The 20,531-nt window shown below is 42.0% G+C and carries 9 protein-coding genes, 3 tRNA genes and 3 rRNA genes; all 15 read left to right on the plus strand.

Going from position 1 to position 20,531, the window contains the following annotated elements; all coding sequences use genetic code 11:
• The first annotated feature begins 43 nt into the window (after positions 1-43).
• On the plus strand, positions 44-769 hold the full coding sequence (gene rpsB / locus CBG49_RS03655) for a 30S ribosomal protein S2 (protein ID WP_088593425.1): 726 nt from the start codon (positions 44-46) through the stop codon (positions 767-769).
• Between the two features lie 123 nt (positions 770-892).
• Positions 893-1,855 carry a translation elongation factor Ts gene (gene tsf / locus CBG49_RS03660; RefSeq protein WP_009413948.1) on the plus strand — a complete coding sequence of 321 codons (963 nt, stop codon included), beginning with the start codon at positions 893-895 and terminating at the stop codon, positions 1,853-1,855.
• Between the two features lie 330 nt (positions 1,856-2,185).
• Complete coding sequence (locus tag CBG49_RS03665; protein WP_088593426.1) at positions 2,186-4,810, plus strand: zinc-dependent metalloprotease family protein; 2,625 nt, start codon at positions 2,186-2,188, stop codon at positions 4,808-4,810.
• A gap of 543 nt (positions 4,811-5,353) precedes the next feature.
• Complete coding sequence (locus CBG49_RS03670; protein WP_088593427.1) at positions 5,354-8,071, plus strand: TonB-dependent receptor; 2,718 nt, start codon at positions 5,354-5,356, stop codon at positions 8,069-8,071.
• A gap of 159 nt (positions 8,072-8,230) precedes the next feature.
• Positions 8,231-10,030, plus strand: coding sequence for a DUF5689 domain-containing protein (locus CBG49_RS03675; protein ID WP_088595248.1), 1,800 nt, complete (start codon positions 8,231-8,233; stop codon positions 10,028-10,030).
• Positions 10,031-10,158: 128 nt separating this feature from the next.
• Entirely contained in the window at positions 10,159-10,500 is a 342-nt protein-coding gene (locus tag CBG49_RS15735) for a hypothetical protein (protein ID WP_157668361.1), read from the plus strand.
• A 372-nt stretch (positions 10,501-10,872) separates the two neighbouring features.
• A 16S ribosomal RNA gene (locus CBG49_RS03685) occupies positions 10,873-12,385 on the plus strand.
• A gap of 139 nt (positions 12,386-12,524) precedes the next feature.
• Positions 12,525-12,598: transfer RNA gene (locus CBG49_RS03690), tRNA-Ile, on the plus strand.
• An 85-nt stretch (positions 12,599-12,683) separates the two neighbouring features.
• A tRNA-Ala gene (locus tag CBG49_RS03695) sits at positions 12,684-12,757 on the plus strand.
• Positions 12,758-12,911: 154 nt separating this feature from the next.
• Positions 12,912-15,754: ribosomal RNA gene (locus tag CBG49_RS03700) — 23S ribosomal RNA — on the plus strand.
• Between the two features lie 181 nt (positions 15,755-15,935).
• Positions 15,936-16,046, plus strand: a 5S ribosomal RNA gene (gene rrf / locus CBG49_RS03705).
• Together the 16S, 23S and 5S rRNA genes with 3 tRNA genes alongside form the textbook arrangement of a ribosomal RNA operon.
• Positions 16,047-16,333: 287 nt before the next feature.
• A tRNA-Ile gene (locus CBG49_RS03710) sits at positions 16,334-16,407 on the plus strand.
• 695 nt (positions 16,408-17,102) lie between these two features.
• Entirely contained in the window at positions 17,103-17,879 is a 777-nt protein-coding gene (locus CBG49_RS03715; RefSeq protein ID WP_088593429.1) for a type III pantothenate kinase, read from the plus strand.
• The gene (locus CBG49_RS03720) at positions 17,872-19,146 is read left to right on the plus strand and encodes an outer membrane protein transport protein (RefSeq protein ID WP_088593430.1); all 1,275 of its coding nucleotides are present in this window, start codon (positions 17,872-17,874) and stop codon (positions 19,144-19,146) included. The genes CBG49_RS03715 and CBG49_RS03720 overlap by 8 nt, the downstream gene beginning before the upstream one ends.
• A 12-nt stretch (positions 19,147-19,158) precedes the next feature.
• Positions 19,159-20,499, plus strand: a complete 1,341-nt coding sequence (locus tag CBG49_RS03725; RefSeq protein ID WP_088593431.1) for a hypothetical protein — start codon at positions 19,159-19,161, stop codon at positions 20,497-20,499.
• The last annotated feature ends 32 nt before the right edge of the window (positions 20,500-20,531 follow it).

Raw genomic sequence — 20,531 nt, forward strand, 5'->3', positions numbered from 1 at the left:
CAAGCTATTGCTAATAGTAGGAACGTAAACTATTTAAAAAGAAATGGCAAATAACATAGAAATTAAAGATTTATTAGATGCAGGCGTACATTTCGGCCACCTTACCCGCAAATGGAATCCTAATATGGCTCCCTACATCTATATGGAACGCAACGGTATCCACGTAATCAACTTGTACAAAACCGCTGCTAAAATCGAAGAGGCTACCGAAGCCCTCAAAAAAATCGTAGCCTCTGGCAAAAAAGTGCTTTTCGTGGCTACCAAAAAACAAGCTAAAGACGTTGTTGCCGAAAAAGCAACTTCAGTAAAAATGCCTTACATCACCGAGCGTTGGCCTGGTGGTATGCTTACTAACTTCGTAACCATCCGTAAGGCTGTAAAGAAAATGTCGTCTATCGATAAAATGAAAAAAGACGGTACTTTCGATACCCTTTCAAAACGTGAAAAACTACACGTAGAACGTATGCGCGAAAAACTCGAGAAAAACTTAGGGTCTATCGCCGATATGTCTCGCCTCCCTGGTGCTCTATTTGTAGTCGATACTCTCCGTGAACACATCGCTGTAAAAGAAGCGCAAAAATTAAACATTCCTATTTTCGCTATGGTAGATACAAACTCCGACCCTCGTGAGGTGGATTTTGCTATCCCTGCTAACGACGACGCTTCTAAAGCTATCGAAAAAGTTCTTTCTTACATCACCGAAGCTGTAAACGAAGGTCTTTCTAGCAGAACTGCCGACGCTAACAAAGAAGCTGATACAGCCGAATAAATCAAATAAGCTTTGACAAAGTCCCTAACTTTGTCAAAGCCTTAAAATTATTTTTTAACTTACTTTCACCGGCTTCTCCCTCCCCTCGGGGGAGGGCTGGGGAGAGGATAAACATTAATAAAAATGGCAAATATTACCGCCGCAGACGTAAATAAACTCCGCCAAGCTACCGGCGCAGGTATGATGGACTGTAAAGCTGCCCTCATCGAAGCCGAAGGCGATTTCGATAAAGCAATCGAAGTATTGCGCAAAAAAGGTCAAAAAGTAGCCGCTAAACGTGCCGACCGCGATTCTAAAGAAGGCGCTGCTATCGCTCAAGTAAATGCTAACCACACGGTAGGTGCTATCATCTCTCTCAACTGTGAGACCGACTTCGTAGCCAAAAACGCCGATTTCGTAGCCCTCGCTAAAGATTTAGCTGATCTCGCTCTTACTGTAAATAGCAAAGACGAACTTCTTGCCCTTAACTACAAAGGCATTACTGTAGCCGAAAAACTCCTCGAACAAACAGGTGTGATCGGTGAGAAAATAGAACTCGGTGCTTTCGAAAAAGTAGAAGCTCCTTTCGTAGGTTCTTACATCCACCACGGCAACAAAATCGCTGCTATCGTAGGCTTATCAGCTGCTATCGCTGATGCTGCCGAAGTAGGTAAAAATTTGGCGATGCAAATCGCTGCTATGGGTGCTGAAACCCTTTCTTACAAAGATTTCTCTCCTGAGTACATCGCTAAAGAAACCGAAGCACGCATCGCTATCATCGAAAAAGAAAATGAAGAGTTACACCGCTTGGGCAAACCGCTCAAACACGTACCTCAATACGTTTCACAAGCACAGCTCACTCCTGAAGTATTAGCTAAAGCTGAAGCCGATGCTAAAGCTGAATTGAAAGCTGAAGGTAAACCAGAACAAATTTGGGATAAAATCCTTCCTGGTAAGATACAACGCTTCATCTCCGATAACACTACCCTCGACCAAGAGAAAGCTCTTCTCGACCAAGTGTACATCTATGACGAAAGCAAAAAAGTATCCGATTTTGTAAAATCTAAAAATGTAGAGATTACAGCTTTCAAACGCGTAGCCTTGTAATTTATATATTTAAATGATATATGTTAAAAACTCCTCTTACTATTGAGTAGGGGGAGTTTTTCTCTAACTAACGTTAGTTCGATATAACAGAATATTGATTTACAGTTTTATATCGTAATATATTCACAAAATAATTCACCGTCAGGTGAAAATTCGTGAGATAATATAAAGTAAAGAGTTTTATACAATCCCATTTTCGTGAAAATTCGTGAAATTCGTGGGAGATTAAAAATATTTTGCTGATTGTTAAATAATTACTTACGCTGAACTCACCTTAACTACCAATCGTTAGTCGTACTACGCCCCCTTTCAAAACATTACCAAATTAAAATGAAACATATTATCTATTTATTCCTCTACCTCAGTTTTACCACTGCTCAAGCACAATGGAATATTGCTCTTCCTAATGGCGAAACCCTTAATCTCCAATGGCAAGAGCGCGAAAACTCTCAGCAAAATAAAGATATTCACACCTTTGTAGGCTACAGCCAAAACCAGTTTGTGGCTACTTTGGTAGTACACCCTAATAAAGAGGCTTCTGGTAGCTTGCAATGGGAAGGGACTACCTACCAACTTACAGGCTCACAGCAAGGTAAGCTATCAGCAAAAGAGCGACTTCGCCATAATCCCAATGCAAAATGTGGTACCGATACTCACCAGCACACCTCTCATTTTCCTTCTCCTCAAAACAGCCCTACTGCGCGCCCTGTTACAACCGCTACATCTCTAATGCCCAACGACCCCGAGGGGATTCTCTATCTCTATCGCTTGGCAGTATTGGTTGATTACTACGATTTTGCCCATACTTTCGGCAGTGATATCACACAAGTAAAAAACTTCCTGCTCAACCTCGAAACTTTTCTCAACGAGGTATATGTACGCGATATAGGAGTGAAATTCAGCATTGTAGATGATAACCGACTTATTATTCAGGAAGCTACTAAGCAGTTGTACAATCAAAAATCGCGACGAGATATCATCGAAAATTCTACTGAAAAGATTAATGAACTCATTGGCGATAAACAGTATGACATAGGAATTGTAATCGCTCCTGGCACCGATGCTACCTTGTCAGGACTCGCTTTCTTTTCTGGAGGATTCCGCCTTGTAAGAAAAGGAGGGGCTTCGGCAATAGCCGAAAATGCAACCATCGCTCACGAAATCGGACATTTATTTGGTGCCGATCACACTTTTAAAAACGTCTACTCAGGTAACTCTCTCTATACAGAACCTCGCTACGGTCAATCGCTGATGGGCTATAGCAACAATTTCCCCGATGGGGCTTTCTTTTCACTCCCTACCGCTTATCAAATACGCAATGGGATTGTCAATAGGTCTTATTTCAAAGATTCTCAGCGCACTCAGTTAGTAAACCGCAATGGGAATGATGTGAGTAATTTCAATTACGTTTATGGTATCAAAACCGAAAGCTCTTTCCCTACAATTGATCGCACAAAACTACAAGAAACCTATACCATTCCTAAAGATACTTATTTCCAATTCCGTATCAAGGCGACAAGCCCTAACAATCTCCCTATTTATTACACAGCACAACTCACCAGTAGGGCAGGAGTAAACGATCCTAAGTTCCTCACTCGTAAGGGGAAAATAGGCGGAAATCCTATCACTTTCCAAACACAATACAGCGATTTAGGAGGCTTTATAGAGTATACACGTCCCAATGCAAAAGGCGAACACCTCTTTTGGGTGGCAACCTCTAATCCTGCGCCCCAACACTTTGTGAATTACGATATGGTAGCTGTAAAGGTGAACATCGCCGACGGTAAAACTTTCGCTATCACTAACGGAATGAACGACGAGTACCAAGGGGGTGATAAAATAACACTTCATTGGCAAGTAGACCCTAACTTCTTTGACCCCAATAGCAAAGTGCGCATCCTCCTTTCCGATGATTTAGGTAAGACTTTTAAATATACTTTGGTAGAAAGCACCGAAAACGATGGTACTTGCGAAATTATGCTTCCCAATATCGAGATAGGTACAGTAGAATGGGGTAAACAACCAAAAATCCAACTTCCTGCGGGGGTTATCAAAGTGGAAGTGATAGACCATATCGCTTTTGCTATCACCAATGTAGCGCCTTATAAAATCTTTAACGGAAAATCAGTGCCCAATGGAGGCTTTAAAATTAAAAGGAAAACAGGAACGCCCTCTCCTTTAACTTTTGTAGAGAATAGCAAACCCAAAAATGTAACCGTTCAATGTGCTAATGAGATACCTGCACCTGTCAACCCTACAACCGAAGGAGGTTGTGGAGCAGCAACCATTACCCATACAGATAAAAAGCTCGCTGGAACTTGTGCCAATAGCTTTACCATTCAGCGCACATTCAAGGCTTACGATGGCTGTGAAACCATTACTTATCAACAAACAATCGTAGTGAATGATACCCAAAAACCTACTTTTGTAGGGAGTTTACCTCAAGATACAACGATTGATGAAGGAACTGAAATACTTCTTGGAGCTACTCTTACCGCTACCGATAATTGTAAAGGTACATTTCAAGTCGTTCCTACCAAAGAAAACCTTGCCAATAAAATAATATATACTTGGGTAGCCAAAGACGATTGTGCTAATGAGTCAGTACACAAGCAAACCATTACACTAAGACCCATAGCAAAAAAACCACAGCAAGAGCCAGAGAAAAACATTGTTATCTACAATGGCGTTTCTACCGAGAATACGAATAATTATTTTACCGTAGAAGGAGCAGATGATAATAGCCCTATTCATCTCCTTATTTTCGATGAAACAGGCTTAAAAGTATATGAAAATGAACATTATGGCAAAAATGGCGATTATTTTAGAGGTTATGCCAATGTCAAAGGTTTTATAGGCAATAACAAAGCCCTTCATGGCACTTATTTCTATATCGTTCGTTACAGCAAACACGGAAAAGAAGAACAGCAAAAAGGCTTTTTATATGTAAGATAATACTATCACCGTCAGTCGAAAATGGTGTCCCTACACTTTTCCAAGATTTTTAATTGCTTATCATATTACAACCTTTATTAAATTTGATTACCCTGATATTCAACCACTTTTATACAATGTTATGTAGGGGCGTTTTGCAAACGCCCCACCAACGCCCTCAAAAACACTCCCACCAACGCCCTCAAAAACACTCTCACAAATACACCCTTTTAGTCAGCTTTTTCTATCCCCCCTCTCCGAGCTTCTCCAAGATTCTCCGAGCTTCTCCAAGACTCTCCGAGCTTCTCCGAGCTTTTCCAAGATTCTCCGAGACTCTCCCCCTCATCACAACATCACTTTTTCAACCCCAATTTTTGTGCAAATTCCTATTTCACATACCCAGCTGTGCAATTTTGTGAAATTCGTGGGTGATTTAAAATATTTTACTGATTTTCAAATAATTAACTACAATAAACTCACGATAAAATAATTTTATGATTTATTTTTGGTTATTTACTTTTATTGTTGTACCTTTGTCTCCTAATACAAGAAATCAACCTTATTATGTTTAAGAAATTTTATTTGTTCATACTTTTGCTAATGTCAGCTTCGGCATTTGCACAATGGCGAGTAGAAGGAACGGTAGTAGATGAATTGAGCAAAAAGCCTTTAGAAGGCGTGAAAGTACACGTCAATGCTTCTGCTTGGCAAGCAACTACCAATGGAAAAGGAAAATACGCCCTCTCTCTTCCCGAAGGCGAATACCTTATCATCTATTCACTTAATGGTTATACCCGTCAAGAGCAATTGGTCTCTGTAGGAGGGGAAAAAATCACTCAGCAACTGCCTGAAGTGAGCCTAACAGCCGATTTAGTTCAAGAATCCGAACAAATGGCTGTAATCAACGAATCTGAACTCGAAGACGATGAGAGCGGTGCCGATGCTATGTCAGGTCTCTTGCAAAGCTCTCAAGATGTGTTTATGCGACGTGCAGCTTTCGATTTTAGTTCTGCTTTCTTCAAACCTCGTGGTTACGATTCCAAAGATGTAACTGTACTCATCAATGGTATCCCTATGAACCGATTTGAAAATGGTCGCGCCCAATGGAATAATTGGGGAGGTCTCAACGACATCACTCGCAACCAAGAGTACAGCAATGGACTCTCAAAATCCGACTATACTTTCGGCGGTCTAATGGGCTCTAACTACATCAACATTCGCCCCTCACTTAACCGCGCTGGCCTTCGCATTACTTCTTCAGCAAGCAACCGCAGTTATACCGGTCGATTGATGGCTACCTACAACTCAGGTGTACTCCGCAATGGCTTGTCGTTTATGGTATCCGCCTCCCGACGCTTCGCCCCTCAAGGCACTTGGGTCGATGGAACGCTCTACAACGCTTATGCTTTCTCTGGCGGCGTTGAATACCAACTCAACGATCATCACAGCTTCAACCTCATCGGACTCTTCTCTCCCGTGAAACGCGGCAAAAGCTCTCCTCTCACTCGCGAAGCTCTCGATTTGTTCGGCTACCAATACAACCCTTATTGGGGCAGACAAATGGGTGACAAACGCAACTCTCGCAACCGCATTATCTCCGAACCTATCTTCGTTCTTTCATATAACTATTTGAAAAACAATACGCGTTTGAATATCGACTTAGGCTATCAGTTCGGCGAAATTGGCAATACCCGCATCGCTTATGCGAACGCCCAAAACCCCGAACCTAACTACTATAAAAATATGCCAAGCTATTATCTGAACCAAAATGCAGGCCCCGACTTTGTAGCCGCCGAAGAACAAAAAAACTATATCTTGGCTAACTCTCAACTCAATTGGGAAAACTTGTACTATGCTAACTATAACAATGCCGATAAACACAGTACTTTTATAGTGAGCAACGACATCAACCGCGAACGCACCCTTTCTGCCAACGTGAATTTTGCAATGCCTATTCACGACTTCATCAAATGGACGTCAGGAGTCGTATATCGCAATATCTCTTCCGATAACTTCGCCGAAATCAACGACTTGCTCGGAGGTCAGTACTTTGTGAACTACGATTACTTCGAGAACAAACCTTACGATGCCAATGAGGCAGATATGAAAAAACAAAAAGGCGATAAATGGAATTACTTCTATAGCCTAAAAAGCAATGTAGCCGAGGCTTTCTCTCAATTAGAATTTACCTTCAAAAAAGCCGAACTCTTCATCGCTGGTCGTTATCACTACACCGATGTACAACGCGAGGGTAAATACAACTACCCCCTTTACAGCGATTCGTATGGCAAAGGCGCCTTGCAAGTGCAAAACGGGGTAAGTACCAAAGCTGGAATTACTTATGCCTTCACTGGTCGCCACCTCTTGCAACTCAATGTAGGCTATTTCAACACCCCACAATCCTTGCGCAATATCTATCCTAATGTGCGCAACTCCAATCGAATATTGCCTAATCTCAAAAACGAAATGGCTTATACCGCCGATGCAAGCTATATATTGCGCTCCTCTTTCTTGAAAGGTCGCCTCACAGGCTTCTTTACCGAGATTGAAAACACTGCCGAAACTAACTTCTTCTATACCGAAACCGCCCTTACCGATGAAATCGACAAAGATTTTGTGGCACAAACCATCGATGGCATCAAAAAACGCCACTTCGGATTAGAATTGGGTGCCGAAGCGCAATTGCACCCTACTGTAAAACTTACAGCAGTGGCTGCTATAGGGCAATACACCTATATCAATAATCCATCGCTCTACATTTCAGCAGGTGATGTAAATAAAGCTATCGACGAGGTCAAAATGAAAAATTACCACGTGCCAAGCGGGCCACAACAAGCCTATTCATTAGGGTTGGAATACCGTAATCCTAAATATTGGTGGGTAGGCGCAACAGCCAATTTCTTAGCCCAAAACTACGTATCGCTATCTGCCCTCAACCGCACCTCTCAGTTCTTTATCGACCCTGCTACCAAAGCACCTTACTCTAATATCGACCTCGATAAAGCTCGTCAACTCCTCAAACAAGAACGCTTAGACGACGTCTTCTTAGTAAACCTCGTCGCTGGTAAATCTTGGCGCGTAAAGAAAACCTATATCAACCTAATGGCAAGCGTGAACAACCTCTTCGATACCAAATTCCTTTCAGGAGGTTTTGAACAATCACGTACAGCTAACTATGGCAGAATGCTACAAGATAACGCCCAAGGAGTCCCTTCTTTCGGTAACCGATATTTCGTAGGTTACGGACGTACCTATATGCTTAATTTAGCCGTAAGTCTCTAATCAGGTGACAAACTAACAAATAACATTAAAAATCGCCCCATTGAATCCCTTTTGCGGATTGTCCCCCTTCGGGGGAGCCAGCGAGAGCTCACAGCTGGGTATGTGCACGGCAATTGCCGAGTAAGTGAGTCAGTGGCTAAACTAATAAATAACAACAATATGAAACTAAATGCATTAAAACCCACAGCGATAGCCCTATTGTCGCTATTCGCAATCACATCGTGTGTAAAGGACGACGATTATGACATCCCTAACCCTGAAGGCGAAAAAACACTACCGCCTTTTAGTGGTCAGGTAGTAAGCTTCGATACAGCCATAGGTAAAGCCGTTACAAATGTAACTACTTATGGAGCCGACGAGGCAATCGAAGGTTATGTAATCTCCAGTGACGAAGCTGGTAACTTCTATCAAAAAATTTATATCCAAAACGAAGATAAAACCAAAGGAGTTACCGTCGCTATCAATAAAACAGGTCTATATACCGATTTCCCATTAGGTGCCAAAGTACAATTGCGACTCAAAGGTCTCACCTCACAAGTAAACAATGGTGGAGTTGACTTTGGAAGTGGTATATTCCAAGCAAATAACGGAAGAACCAGTGTAGGACGAATGTCAGAAGCCATCGCTAAAAATCACCTTTTCGATAAAGGAGGTGTGCGTAAAACTTTAGCCGAACTCGCTAAAGCCGATACTTCTATAAATACATTAAAGGTAGAAGCCAATATCAACCAACTCATCACCCTTAAAGGAGTACACTTCAAAACGGAAGATGTAGGTAAAAATATGCATCAAAAAGCCAATGATACCCGTCAAGGAACAGACTACACCCTTACCGATGCACAAGGCAATACAATTCCTTTTAGAACCAGCCGTTATGCCAAATTCAAAGATGAAAAAGTGCCTGCAGGAACTTTAGATGTCACAGGGATACTCACCAAGTACGGTCAAAATTGGCAGTTTATGATTAGCAACTACGCTGATATAGTAGTCAACGGAGGCACCTCTACCGGTACCCAAACCAATACTCAAACCAATACAACCGTTGAAACTGTAGAAGCCAGTACCGCTACAGCCGCCAACTTCGTAGAAGGTAAAAAGGTAAAACTACACGGTAATCTTAAGGTAGAAGGAAGCAGAGCCTATATTCTTTTTAGTGATGGCACCAAAATACAATTGTACACTAAAAACTTCAGTAAAATTAGTAAAGAGAATAAAGATAACCTCAAAGTAAATGGCAAAGAAGTTACTGTAACAGGTACTTTTGGCAAACATAATACTACGCTTCAAATCGCTTATGAGCAAGACAGTGATTTAGTATGGGGCTCAGGTAATAACAACCCACAACCACCAGCAGAAACTATAGAAGCAAGTACCGCTACAGTAGCTGTTTTTGAAGAAAATAAAGTTGTTACTATGCACGGTGTATTAGTATCTAAAGGAGGTAAGGGCTATTTCAAATTAGGAGATGGTACCTTAATACAAGTTTATTCCAGTACTAAAAACATCAATGAAACTAAAGAAAAAATTGCAATGGGTGGTTACGAAGTTACTATAAAAGGAACCTTTGGCTTACATAATGGAACAAAACAAATTCAATATACCAAAGCAGAAGATGTAACTTTTGGTCAAGCCCCTGCTACCCCCACTTATGAAGCCTTAGATGCTTCTACAGCCACTATAGCTAACTATGCCGATGGTAAATATGTAAAACTTACAGGTACTATTATTACTCAAAAAAATGGTAAATATACAGATTCCTACATCACATTATCCGATGGTAATAAAATAAAACTTTTCCCAGCAAATAGTGCTAGCATTTCAAAAGCAAAAACTGATAGTCTAAAAAAAGATGGTCAAAAAGTAACTGTTTCAGGTAAGTTCGAAGACTACATCGATAATAAAGGAGCAAAAATTTACGAACTCATCTACATAAAAGATAGCGATGTAGAAATACAATAAAAAAACATTTTTTCTTACCTAAAAAGAGGCTGTCCGAAAAGTCTAAAAATCGCTTTTGCATCATAAACTTTGTCAAAGTCGCAAAACTTTGACAAAGTCTATAGCACTGATAATCAATCACTTTTAGAGTGTGTTATGTAGGAAAGCCAGCGATAGCTGGGTATGTGCTGCAAACGCCCCCTCAAGAAAAACTTTTAGGACAGCCCCTTTTATTCTCATCCCCTCCCACAGTTCCCACCGCTCTTACCGCTCCCACCACCACCCTCTCTTTCCCTAATTCCCTATCCGCCCGCACAACTCCCACACTTTCATCACCACCCAATCCCACCACCACCCTCTTTTTCTCTAACCCCCACCCCTCTCACCGCTCCCACCACTCTCACCGCTCTCACCACTCCCACCACTCCCATCACTCACATCCCCCCCGAAAAAAACTCTCACCCCTCCCATTCCCTCCGAGTTTCTCCTAGTCCCTCCGAGTTTCTCTCCCACCGCTCCCACCCCATCCTCGCCCGCACAGCTCGCACCCCTCCGACACCTCGGAGTCTCACCGAGATTCTCTTGTAAATCTCTATTGATTCTCAACCACTTAAAAAATAAATTAAAAAAATCTTAAAAAAAACGCTCAAAAAATTTGCTAGTTTAAAAAAACGCCGTACCTTTGCACCCGCAAATGAGACAAAACACGGTCTCAAACTAAGAAACAACACGTACATTGACATAATGTTGTACAGCACAAAAAAGATTTAAAGAATCGAGTGAAACCTGAAGTCAATTCGTAGGGGCGTATGCTATACGCCCGCTACAAAAAAACAAATCGGTTAAAGAAATAAAAGAATTTAACGATGAAGAGTTTGATCCTGGCTCAGGATGAACGCTAGCGGCAGGCCTAACACATGCAAGTCGAGGGAGAAGCCTTCGGGCTGAAACCGGCGCACGGGTGCGTAACGCGTATACAATCTGCCTTTTATCCGGGGGATAGCCCGAAGAAATTTGGATTAATACCCTATGGTATAAGAGCACGGCATCGTGCACTTATTAAAGCTACGGCGGTAAAAGATGAGTATGCGTTCTATTAGCTAGTTGGAGAGGTAACGGCTCCCCAAGGCGACGATAGATAGGGGTTCTGAGAGGGATGTCCCCCACACTGGTACTGAGATACGGACCAGACTCCTACGGGAGGCAGCAGTGAGGAATATTGGACAATGGTCGGAAGACTGATCCAGCCATGCCGCGTGCAGGATGACGGCCTTATGGGTTGTAAACTGCTTTTGTAAGGGAAGAATAAGGAGTACGTGTACTTTGATGACGGTACCTTACGAATAAGCATCGGCTAACTCCGTGCCAGCAGCCGCGGTAATACGGAGGATGCGAGCGTTATCCGGAATCATTGGGTTTAAAGGGTCCGTAGGCGGGCTAATAAGTCAGGGGTGAAATCGTTCAGCTCAACTGAGCAACTGCCTTTGAAACTGTTAGTCTTGAATAGTTGTGAAGTAGTTGGAATGTGTAGTGTAGCGGTGAAATGCTTAGAGATTACACAGAACACCGATAGCGAAGGCATATTACTAACAATTGATTGACGCTGATGGACGAAAGCGTGGGGAGCGAACAGGATTAGATACCCTGGTAGTCCACGCTGTAAACGATGGATACTAGCTGTTTGGACGCGAGTTTGAGTGGCTAAGCGAAAGTGATAAGTATCCCACCTGGGGAGTACGTTCGCAAGAATGAAACTCAAAGGAATTGACGGGGGCCCGCACAAGCGGTGGAGCATGTGGTTTAATTCGATGATACGCGAGGAACCTTACCAAGGTTTAAATGGAGACTGACAGGGGTAGAGATACCTTTTTCTTCGGACAGTTTTCAAGGTGCTGCATGGTTGTCGTCAGCTCGTGCCGTGAGGTGTCAGGTTAAGTCCTATAACGAGCGCAACCCCTGCCATTAGTTGCTAACGAGTAAGGTCGAGCCCTCTAATGGGACTGCCGGTGCAAACCGTGAGGAAGGTGGGGATGACGTCAAATCATCACGGCCCTTACATCTTGGGCTACACACGTGCTACAATGGCCGTTACAGAGAGCAGCCACTGCGTGAGCAGGCGCGAATCTATAAAGACGGTCACAGTTCGGATCGGAGTCTGCAACTCGACTCCGTGAAGCTGGAATCGCTAGTAATCGGATATCAGCCATGATCCGGTGAATACGTTCCCGGGCCTTGTACACACCGCCCGTCAAGCCATGGAAGCTGGGAGTACCTGAAGACGGTCACCGCAAGGAGCTGTTTAGGGTAAAACTAGTGACTGGGGCTAAGTCGTAACAAGGTAGCCGTACCGGAAGGTGCGGCTGGAACACCTCCTTTCTAGAGAAAACCGAAATTTAAAGACAAAAGGAAGAATATTAATTGTTAATTATTAATTATTAATTGATTCTTTAAATCTTGCTGACAACAAAATAAAATTTGCAAATTTGCTAATTTACAAATTTGCTAATTAGAACAAAGTCTCATAGCTCAGCTGGTTAGAGCGCTACACTGATAATGTAGAGGTCGGCAGTTCGAGTCTGCCTGGGACTACAAGCTAAAGAAGGAAATTCTAGGAGCTGAAGAGAGACGAATAGCGTAAATCGTAATTCGTAATTCGTAACTCGTCATTAAGCACGGGGAATTAGCTCAGCTGGCTAGAGCACCTGCCTTGCACGCAGGGGGTCAAGGGTTCGAATCCCTTATTCTCCACAACAAACGTACATTGACATATTGGGATAAAAAGCATAAGAGATCAATAATAGATTATTGATAATCTAACGAAAAATATTAAAAAGAATCAAAGAGAACGAGGTATTTATTTAATTGATAATAGATAATTGTTAATTGAATAAAACTACAAGCGCGAAAAGTTATGTAAGGGCGTATGGGGGATGCCTAGGCTCTCAGAGGCGAAGAAGGACGTGATAAGCTGCGAAAAGTTGCGTGTATTGGCACATACGAGATGATACGCAAATATCCGAATGGGGCAACCCAGTACATTGAAGATGTACTACACCGTAAAGGTGAGCAAACCCGCTGAACTGAAACATCTTAGTAGGCGGAGGAGAAGAAAACAAAAGTGATTCCCAAAGTAGTGGCGAGCGAAATGGGAACAGCCCAAACCCGTATTGTTACGGCAATGCGGGGTAGTAGGACCCTGATATAGGTTGTAGAGCTGGATTAGAAGTGTTTGGAAAGACACACCATAGAGAGTGAAAGTCTCGTATAGGCACAGCGATATAAACCTTAAGGGAATCCTGAGTAGGTCGGGGCACGTGGAACCTTGACTGAATCTGCCGGGACCATCCGGTAAGGCTAAATACTCCTGAGAGACCGATAGTGAACTAGTACCGTGAGGGAAAGGTGAAAAGAACCGTGAATAACGGAGTGAAATAGCCCCTGAAACCATACGCTTACAAGCGGTTGGAGCAGCTACGGCTGTGACAGCGTGCCTTTTGCATAATGAGCCTACGAGTTACTGTTACCAGCGAGGATAAGTATTTCAGATACGAATCCGCATCGAAAGAGAGTCTGAAAAGGGCGCAAATAGTTGGTAGTAGTAGACGCGAAACCTGGTGATCTACCCTTGGGCAGGTTGAAGCGCTGGTAACACAGCGTGGAGGACCGAACTGGTTGTCGTTGAAAAGACTTCGGATGACCTGAGGGTAGGGGTGAAAGGCCAATCAAACTGGGAAATAGCTCGTACTCCCCGAAATGCATTTAGGTGCAGCGTTGGTGTGAGTTTAATAGAGGTAGAGCTACTGATTGGATGCGGGGGTTTCATCGCCTACCAATTCCTGACAAACTCCGAATGCTATTAAATGCTCATCAGCAGTGAGGGTATGGGTGCTAAGGTCCATATCCTAAAGGGAAAGAACCCGGACCATCAGCTAAGGTCCCCAAATATATGCTAAGTTGACCAAACGCGGTCTGACTGCACTGACAGCTAGGATGTTGGCTTGGAAGCAGCCATACATTTAAAGAGTGCGTAACAGCTCACTAGTCGAGCGGTTGGGCATGGATAATAAACGGGCATAAGCATATTACCGAAGCTATGGGGTTATTACTAAGTAATATACCGGTAGGGGAGCATTCTATAGGCGTGGAAGCTAAAGGCGTGAGCCATAGTGGAGCTGATAGAAAAGAAAATGTAGGCATAAGTAACGATAAGGCAGGCGAGAAACCTGCCCGCCGAAAGATCAAGGTTTCCTCAGCTATGCTAATCAGCTGAGGGTTAGTCGGGGACTAACGCGCACCCGAGCAGGGGAAGTGGATGTACAACAGGTTAATATTCCTGTACCATTAATCTAATAAAAGTGACGGAACGAGATAACTACCGCGTACTGACGGAATAGTACGTTAAAGGAGCAGTTATAGCTTTAATAGTACACTGAAGCTTCGGCCGAGGTGATAGAGTGGTGACAACGTTTCCAAGAAAAGCGAAGATTAATGCCCGTACCGTAAACCGACACAGGTGATTGGGATGAGAATTCTAAGGCGCTCGAGAGATTCATGGCTAAGGAACTAGGCAAAATAGACCTGTAACTTCGGGAGAAAGGTCGCCTATCTAGCGATAGGCCGCAGTGAAAAGGTCCAAGCGACTGTTTATCAAAAACACAGGACTCTGCAAAATCGAAAGATGAAGTATAGGGTCTGACACCTGCCCGGTGCTGGAAGGTTAAGAGGAGAGCTTAGCGTAAGCGAAGGTTTGAATTGAAGCCCCAGTAAACGGCGGCCGTAACTATAACGGTCCTAAGGTAGCGAAATTCCTTGTCGGGTAAGTTCCGACCTGCACGAATGGTGTAACGATTTGGACACTGTCTCGGCCATGAGCTCGGTGAAATTGTAGTATCGGTGAAGATGCCGATTACCCGCAGTGGGACGAAAAGACCCTGTGCACCTTTACTATATCTTCGTATTGGTCTTGGATAAGTGATGCGTAGGATAGGTGGGAGACTAAGAAGCGGCTATTCCGGTAGTTGTGGAGTCATTGTTGAAATACCACCCTTTGCTTATCTGAGGTCTAACCCTGCAGAGTGCAGGGGACAATTCGTGGAGGGTAGTTTGACTGGGGTGGTCGCCTCCAAAAGAGTAACGGAGGCTTCTAAAGGTTCCCTCAGCACGCTTGGTAACCGTGCGAAGAGTGCAATGGCATAAGGGAGCTTGACTGAGAGACCCACAAGTCGATCAGGTACGAAAGTAGAGCATAGTGATCCGGTGGTTCCGTATGGAAGGGCCATCGCTCAAAGGATAAAAGGTACGCCGGGGATAACAGGCTGATCTCCCCCAAGAGCTCACATCGACGGGGGGGTTTGGCACCTCGATGTCGGCTCGTCACATCCTGGGGCTGGAGAAGGTCCCAAGGGTTGGGCTGTTCGCCCATTAAAGTGGCACGCGAGCTGGGTTCAGAACGTCGTGAGACAGTTCGGTCTCTATCTACTGTGGGCGTTAGAAATTTGCGTGGATCTGACTCTAGTACGAGAGGACCGAGTTGGACGCACCACTGGTGTATCTGTTGTCTTGCCAAGGGCATAGCAGAGTAGCTAAGTGCGGATGGGATAAGTGCTGAAGGCATATAAGTACGAAACCCGCCACAAGATGAGATTTCTTTTAAGGGTCGTGGGAGATGACTACGTTGATAGGTTACAGGTGTAACGGTGGTAACATCATAGCCGAGTAATACTAATCACCCGTAGACTTTTCGCGTAGCATTCGTTTTTACAAAAATGTTAGTCACAACAATTGTTAATTATTAATTGTCAATTGTCAATTGAAAAAATATGTTTTTTATCCCTATATGTTAAAAATATAAGGTTACAGGTATTAGGTTATAGGCATCAGGGATTACCCTGAAACCTACCCCCTAACCCCTGACACCTAAAAAGTTTAAGGTGGTTATAGTCAAAGGTCTCACCTCTTACCATTCCGAACAGAGCAGTTAAACCTTTTAGCGCAGATGGTACTACACTTGTTGTGGGAGAGTATGTCGCCGCCTTCTTATAAAGAGCAATTCTGATATAGAGTTGCTCTTTTTTTATTTCATACCTACCTATCCACCCTCGCACCCCCCCCGATTCCCCCCGAGATGCTCTGAGTTCCCACCTTCCCAAAAAAACTTCAATTATAAGGCTTCTATTTTGTTCATTATATCTAAAAAAATGGAAATCAAAAGGTAATTTAAAAATTGCACTTGATAGTGGAATTTTAAGAGCTATTTTTTTTATAAAAAAACTTGCACAATTCAAATATTAGTACTACTTTTGCCCCGTCTTATAAGAAAAGATAGGTCTCATAGCTCAGTCGGTTAGAGCATCTGACTCATAATCAGAGGGTCGTTGGTTCGAGCCCAACTGGGACCACTAAAAAAGCCTTGAAAGTCAATTTCTTTCAAGGCTTTTTTTCTATTAATAATAGTTTATCATAATTGATTTTACAAAATTAGTGTCGTATCAGCCTTTCTCCGATACTTTCTGAGTCTTTCAAAATTCATTTTTGTGCAAATTCGTGAAATTTGTGGGAAACTTAAACTATTATTAACTCAGTTTTTTCCTGTTTTATGGCTTTTCCCATTAGATTCTTTAGCAAACAATTAATACACCTACTACCGAACCAAAAGTAATAGGTAAATTGTCAGAAATAGTCTCTTCTCTAAAATAAGTTTCCTTTGAGTAGGAAAAAAATGTATTCAACAAAAAATACATTACTATCGCAACTGCAACAAGAATGGTTAATGGACAAGTTTTCATAGTGTGAAAATTTAATAAAATGTTAATATCTTTTGAATTTATGTTTTAATCAATGTTATATTCCTTTATATAAACGTGTTATCTTCTAAATGATAGTAAATAACACATTTTTTATATTTCGTTGTTTTTCTAAATCACCCGGCAAAGATATTAAATAATTAAGAAATCGCAAACAATATTTAACATTTTTTTACTATTAAGATTGAAAAGTAATAAAATAAGCACCTTCTGTCTTTTTAACTTTACTCTAATTCCCTCAATTGGCACTTTTTTTGATATAACTTTTCTTCAGTAAATAAAGCTTTTTTATGAACCTCATTATCGATCAGGGAAATACTGCCGTAAAAGTAGCGCTTTTTAAAGCTCAAAAGCAAGTGTTTTTTAATACTTATACAGCCGAAAATTTTCAGCAACAATTGATGAAAGAGGTCAATTTAACCGAAATACAACAAGCGATTATCGCTTCGGTGGTAGCAGAAGCCGAAACGCGTTTTAGCTTTTTAAAAAAATATTTACCTCACGTGATTTTTGCCTCGAGCACTATGCCTTTGCCCTTTGTAAATAAATATGCTACCCCTCAAACCTTAGGTGTCGACCGTTTGGCTTTAATCGCTGGAGCAATACAGCTTTTTCCCAATCGCAATATACTGGTAATCAGCGCAGGAACTTGTATAACTTTTGATGTGGTTACCCAAAAAAATGAATATCTTGGCGGTGCTATTGCCCCAGGAATTGCTATGCGACTAAAAGCAATGCATCAATTTACCTCCAAACTACCACTTTTAGAACAACAAGATTTTGATAACGAACAGTTTATAGGTAATACTACCGAGAGTTGTATGCTTTCAGGAGTCTATAATAATGTAGTGCGTGAAATCGAAGGTGTCATCGTTCAATACGAAGAAAAATTTGCCAACTTAGCAGTCATTCTCACAGGAGGCAATCAAAAATATTTGCAAGAAAGAATAAAAAAACCGATATTTGCCAACTCATTTGTGTTGCTTGAGGGCTTGAATAATATTTTAGAATACCAAAAACAAACGCAACACTCTATAAATGGACAGTTAAAACAATATGATGAATAAACAGTTAATTACACTTATTATCGCCTTATTAACAACTACTTACGCTGCTTTCGCACAAAAAACAACCGAGTCTCCCTATTCCTTTTATGGCATAGGCGAACGCAATTTCGGCGGAATAGCCGAAGAAAGTGCTATGGGCGGTTTGGGTATTTATGCCGATAGTACCCGTGTAAATATACAAAATCCCGCTGCTCTTTCTCAGCTAAAATTTACCGCTTTTTCAGCTGGATTTACAATGCAACGCAAAAATATTGTTACAAATAACACAAAACTCAATACCCAATCTTCCTCCTTCAATTATTTTACACTCGGCTTCCCTATAGTCGAAAAATTAGGAGTATCATTTGGGCTAGTGCCCTACTCTTCCGTAGGCTACAAAATTAAAAACACCAAATCCAACCGAGTATATCAGTATGAAGGTAACGGAAATGTCAACCAATTCTTTTTATCTACTGGTTATCAAATCTATGGAGGGCTTAGCTTAGGCGCTTCTTTCCGCTATCATTTCGGAACTATTGATATGACCGACCTATACCAGCAAAACAATATCGAGTTCTACACTCAAGAGTTCAGTAAATCACGCCTCACAGGGGGGGCTTTCAATATCGGTTTGTACTACGAAGAAACTCTAAAACACCGTTTGCGATTATATACCTCATTAGTATACACCCCACAAAGCACACTTTCCTCCGAAAACCAACGCAATATCTCTACCCTCAGCTATGTAGCCTCCTCACGAAGCGGCGCTCAGCTCACAGTACGCGAAACCAGAGCTCTCGATTTAGAAGCTACCGGACTCAAAAACACCAAACTCACCTTGCCCACACAAATAGAAGTAGGCTTTGGATTAGGTGAACACCAAAAATGGTTCGCAGGTTTAGAATATACCTATATTAATAATAGTAAGTTCTCAAATCCCTTCCTCACCACTACCGATGTAAGTTACAAAGATAGCTACAAACTCGCCGTTGGTGGATTCTGGATTCCTAACTATCACTCCTTCTCAAGCTATTGGCACAGAGTTACCTACAGAGTCGGTTTGCGCTATGAAAACACCGGAATTGTACTCAACGGACAAAACATCAATTATTTTGGCACGTCTTTTGGACTAAGTCTTCCTGTAAAAGGATTTTCAAACCTTACCCTCGTCGCTGAATATGGCAAACGTGGTACTACCACAGCCAATTTGATAAAAGAAAATGAGTTTAACCTAAGAATAGGATTCACTTTAAACGACAAGTGGTTCCAACGAACAAAGTATCAATAAAAACAAACAAGAATGAGAAGAAGAATTTTATTAGCTACAATGGTTGCAGGCTTTTTCTTTGCAACTCAAGCCGAAGCTCAGAACTGTAATACTCCTGAGCTCACTCAGAAACTTTCGATATTTAGCGAATACGCTAAAGCGAAAAACTACAAAGAAGCGTATCCTATTTGGAAAGAAGTATATACTCAATGTCCTACTCTACACTATGCTACCTTTGCTTATGGAGAACGCATCTTGCAGGATAAAATCAGAACTAGTAATGGTGCTGAAAAATCACAATTCGTAAAAGAATTATTGCAAATGTACACCGATTACAACAAGTATTTCGCTTCCCGTTTCAACGCTACCGAAATGCGCATCCGTCAAGCTCTTTTGATGTTCGACGAAAAAGTTGGCTCTGAACAAGAAATCTACGACCTCTTGCACAAAGCTTTCACTGAAGGCAAAAACGATTTCAAAAACGAAAAAGCCTTATACTTGTATTTCTCCGAGTTAGTTGCCTTGCACGAAAAAGGTCAGAAAGAACTACAAGAAGTATTCGATGCCTACGATAACATTTCAGATAAAATTCAAGACGAAAAAAATGAACTTTCTGAAGTGATCAACAAGTACTTAGCCCAAGAAGAAGCAGGTACAATCAACGAAAAAGACAAAAAATTGCTCGAAGCAAACCGCAAACGTGTCGATAACTACGAAACTATTGCCGAAAGTATCGATGCTAAATTGGGTCAGCTCGCCGATTGTAGCAACCTCATCCCGCTTTACACTAAAAACTATGAGGCTAACAAAACTAACGAAGAATGGTTGCGCCGTGCTGCCGGTAAAATGTCCGATAAAGATTGTACTAAAGACCCTCTTTTCGTGAAGATTGTAACTTCATTGCACCAAGTAAAACCATCAGCAAACTCTGCTTATTACTTAGGGGTAATGAACGACAAATCTGGCAACTCTGCTAAAGCGATTCAATACTACAACGAGGCAGTAAACCTTGAAACTGATAACTTTAAGAAATCTAAACTCCTCATCCGTATCGCTTCTAAACACAGCAAAGCTAGCGCTGTAGCCTATGCTCAAAAAGCGCTTACTTACAACCCATCAAACTCTGATGCTTATCGTATTATGGCTCACGCCTATGCAAGCTCAGCTAACGAATGCGGTAGCACTTCATTCGAAAAAAGAGCGGTATACTGGTTAGCTGCCAAAACTGCTCGCAAAGGAGGTTTGGAAAGTTTAGCTGCTCGTTACGATGCTTTAGCTCCTTCTAAAGTAGATGTGTTCGAATCAGGATTAGCAGGGAAAACCGTTACCCTCAAATGCTGGATAGGACAATCTGTAGTAGTACCACGTTTGTAATACTATTTGTAATAAAATATAGCTTTATCCGT

The sequence above is a fragment of the Capnocytophaga endodontalis genome (genome assembly GCF_002209445.1).
In the GTDB taxonomy this organism is placed as follows: domain Bacteria; phylum Bacteroidota; class Bacteroidia; order Flavobacteriales; family Flavobacteriaceae; genus Capnocytophaga; species Capnocytophaga periodontitidis.

Excerpts from the sequence above, each read along its gene's own strand:
- rpsB (WP_088593425.1), top strand. The coding sequence starts at position 44 with ATGGCAAATAACATAGAAATTAAAGATTTATTAGATGCAGGCGTACAT.
- tsf (WP_009413948.1), top strand. The coding sequence starts at position 893 with ATGGCAAATATTACCGCCGCAGACGTAAATAAACTCCGCCAAGCTACC.
- CBG49_RS03665 (WP_088593426.1), top strand. The coding sequence starts at position 2,186 with ATGAAACATATTATCTATTTATTCCTCTACCTCAGTTTTACCACTGCT.
- CBG49_RS03670 (WP_088593427.1), top strand. The coding sequence starts at position 5,354 with ATGTTTAAGAAATTTTATTTGTTCATACTTTTGCTAATGTCAGCTTCG.
- CBG49_RS03675 (WP_088595248.1), top strand. The coding sequence starts at position 8,231 with ATGAAACTAAATGCATTAAAACCCACAGCGATAGCCCTATTGTCGCTA.
- CBG49_RS03715 (WP_088593429.1), top strand. The coding sequence starts at position 17,103 with ATGAACCTCATTATCGATCAGGGAAATACTGCCGTAAAAGTAGCGCTT.
- CBG49_RS03720 (WP_088593430.1), top strand. The coding sequence starts at position 17,872 with ATGAATAAACAGTTAATTACACTTATTATCGCCTTATTAACAACTACT.
- CBG49_RS03725 (WP_088593431.1), top strand. The coding sequence starts at position 19,159 with ATGAGAAGAAGAATTTTATTAGCTACAATGGTTGCAGGCTTTTTCTTT.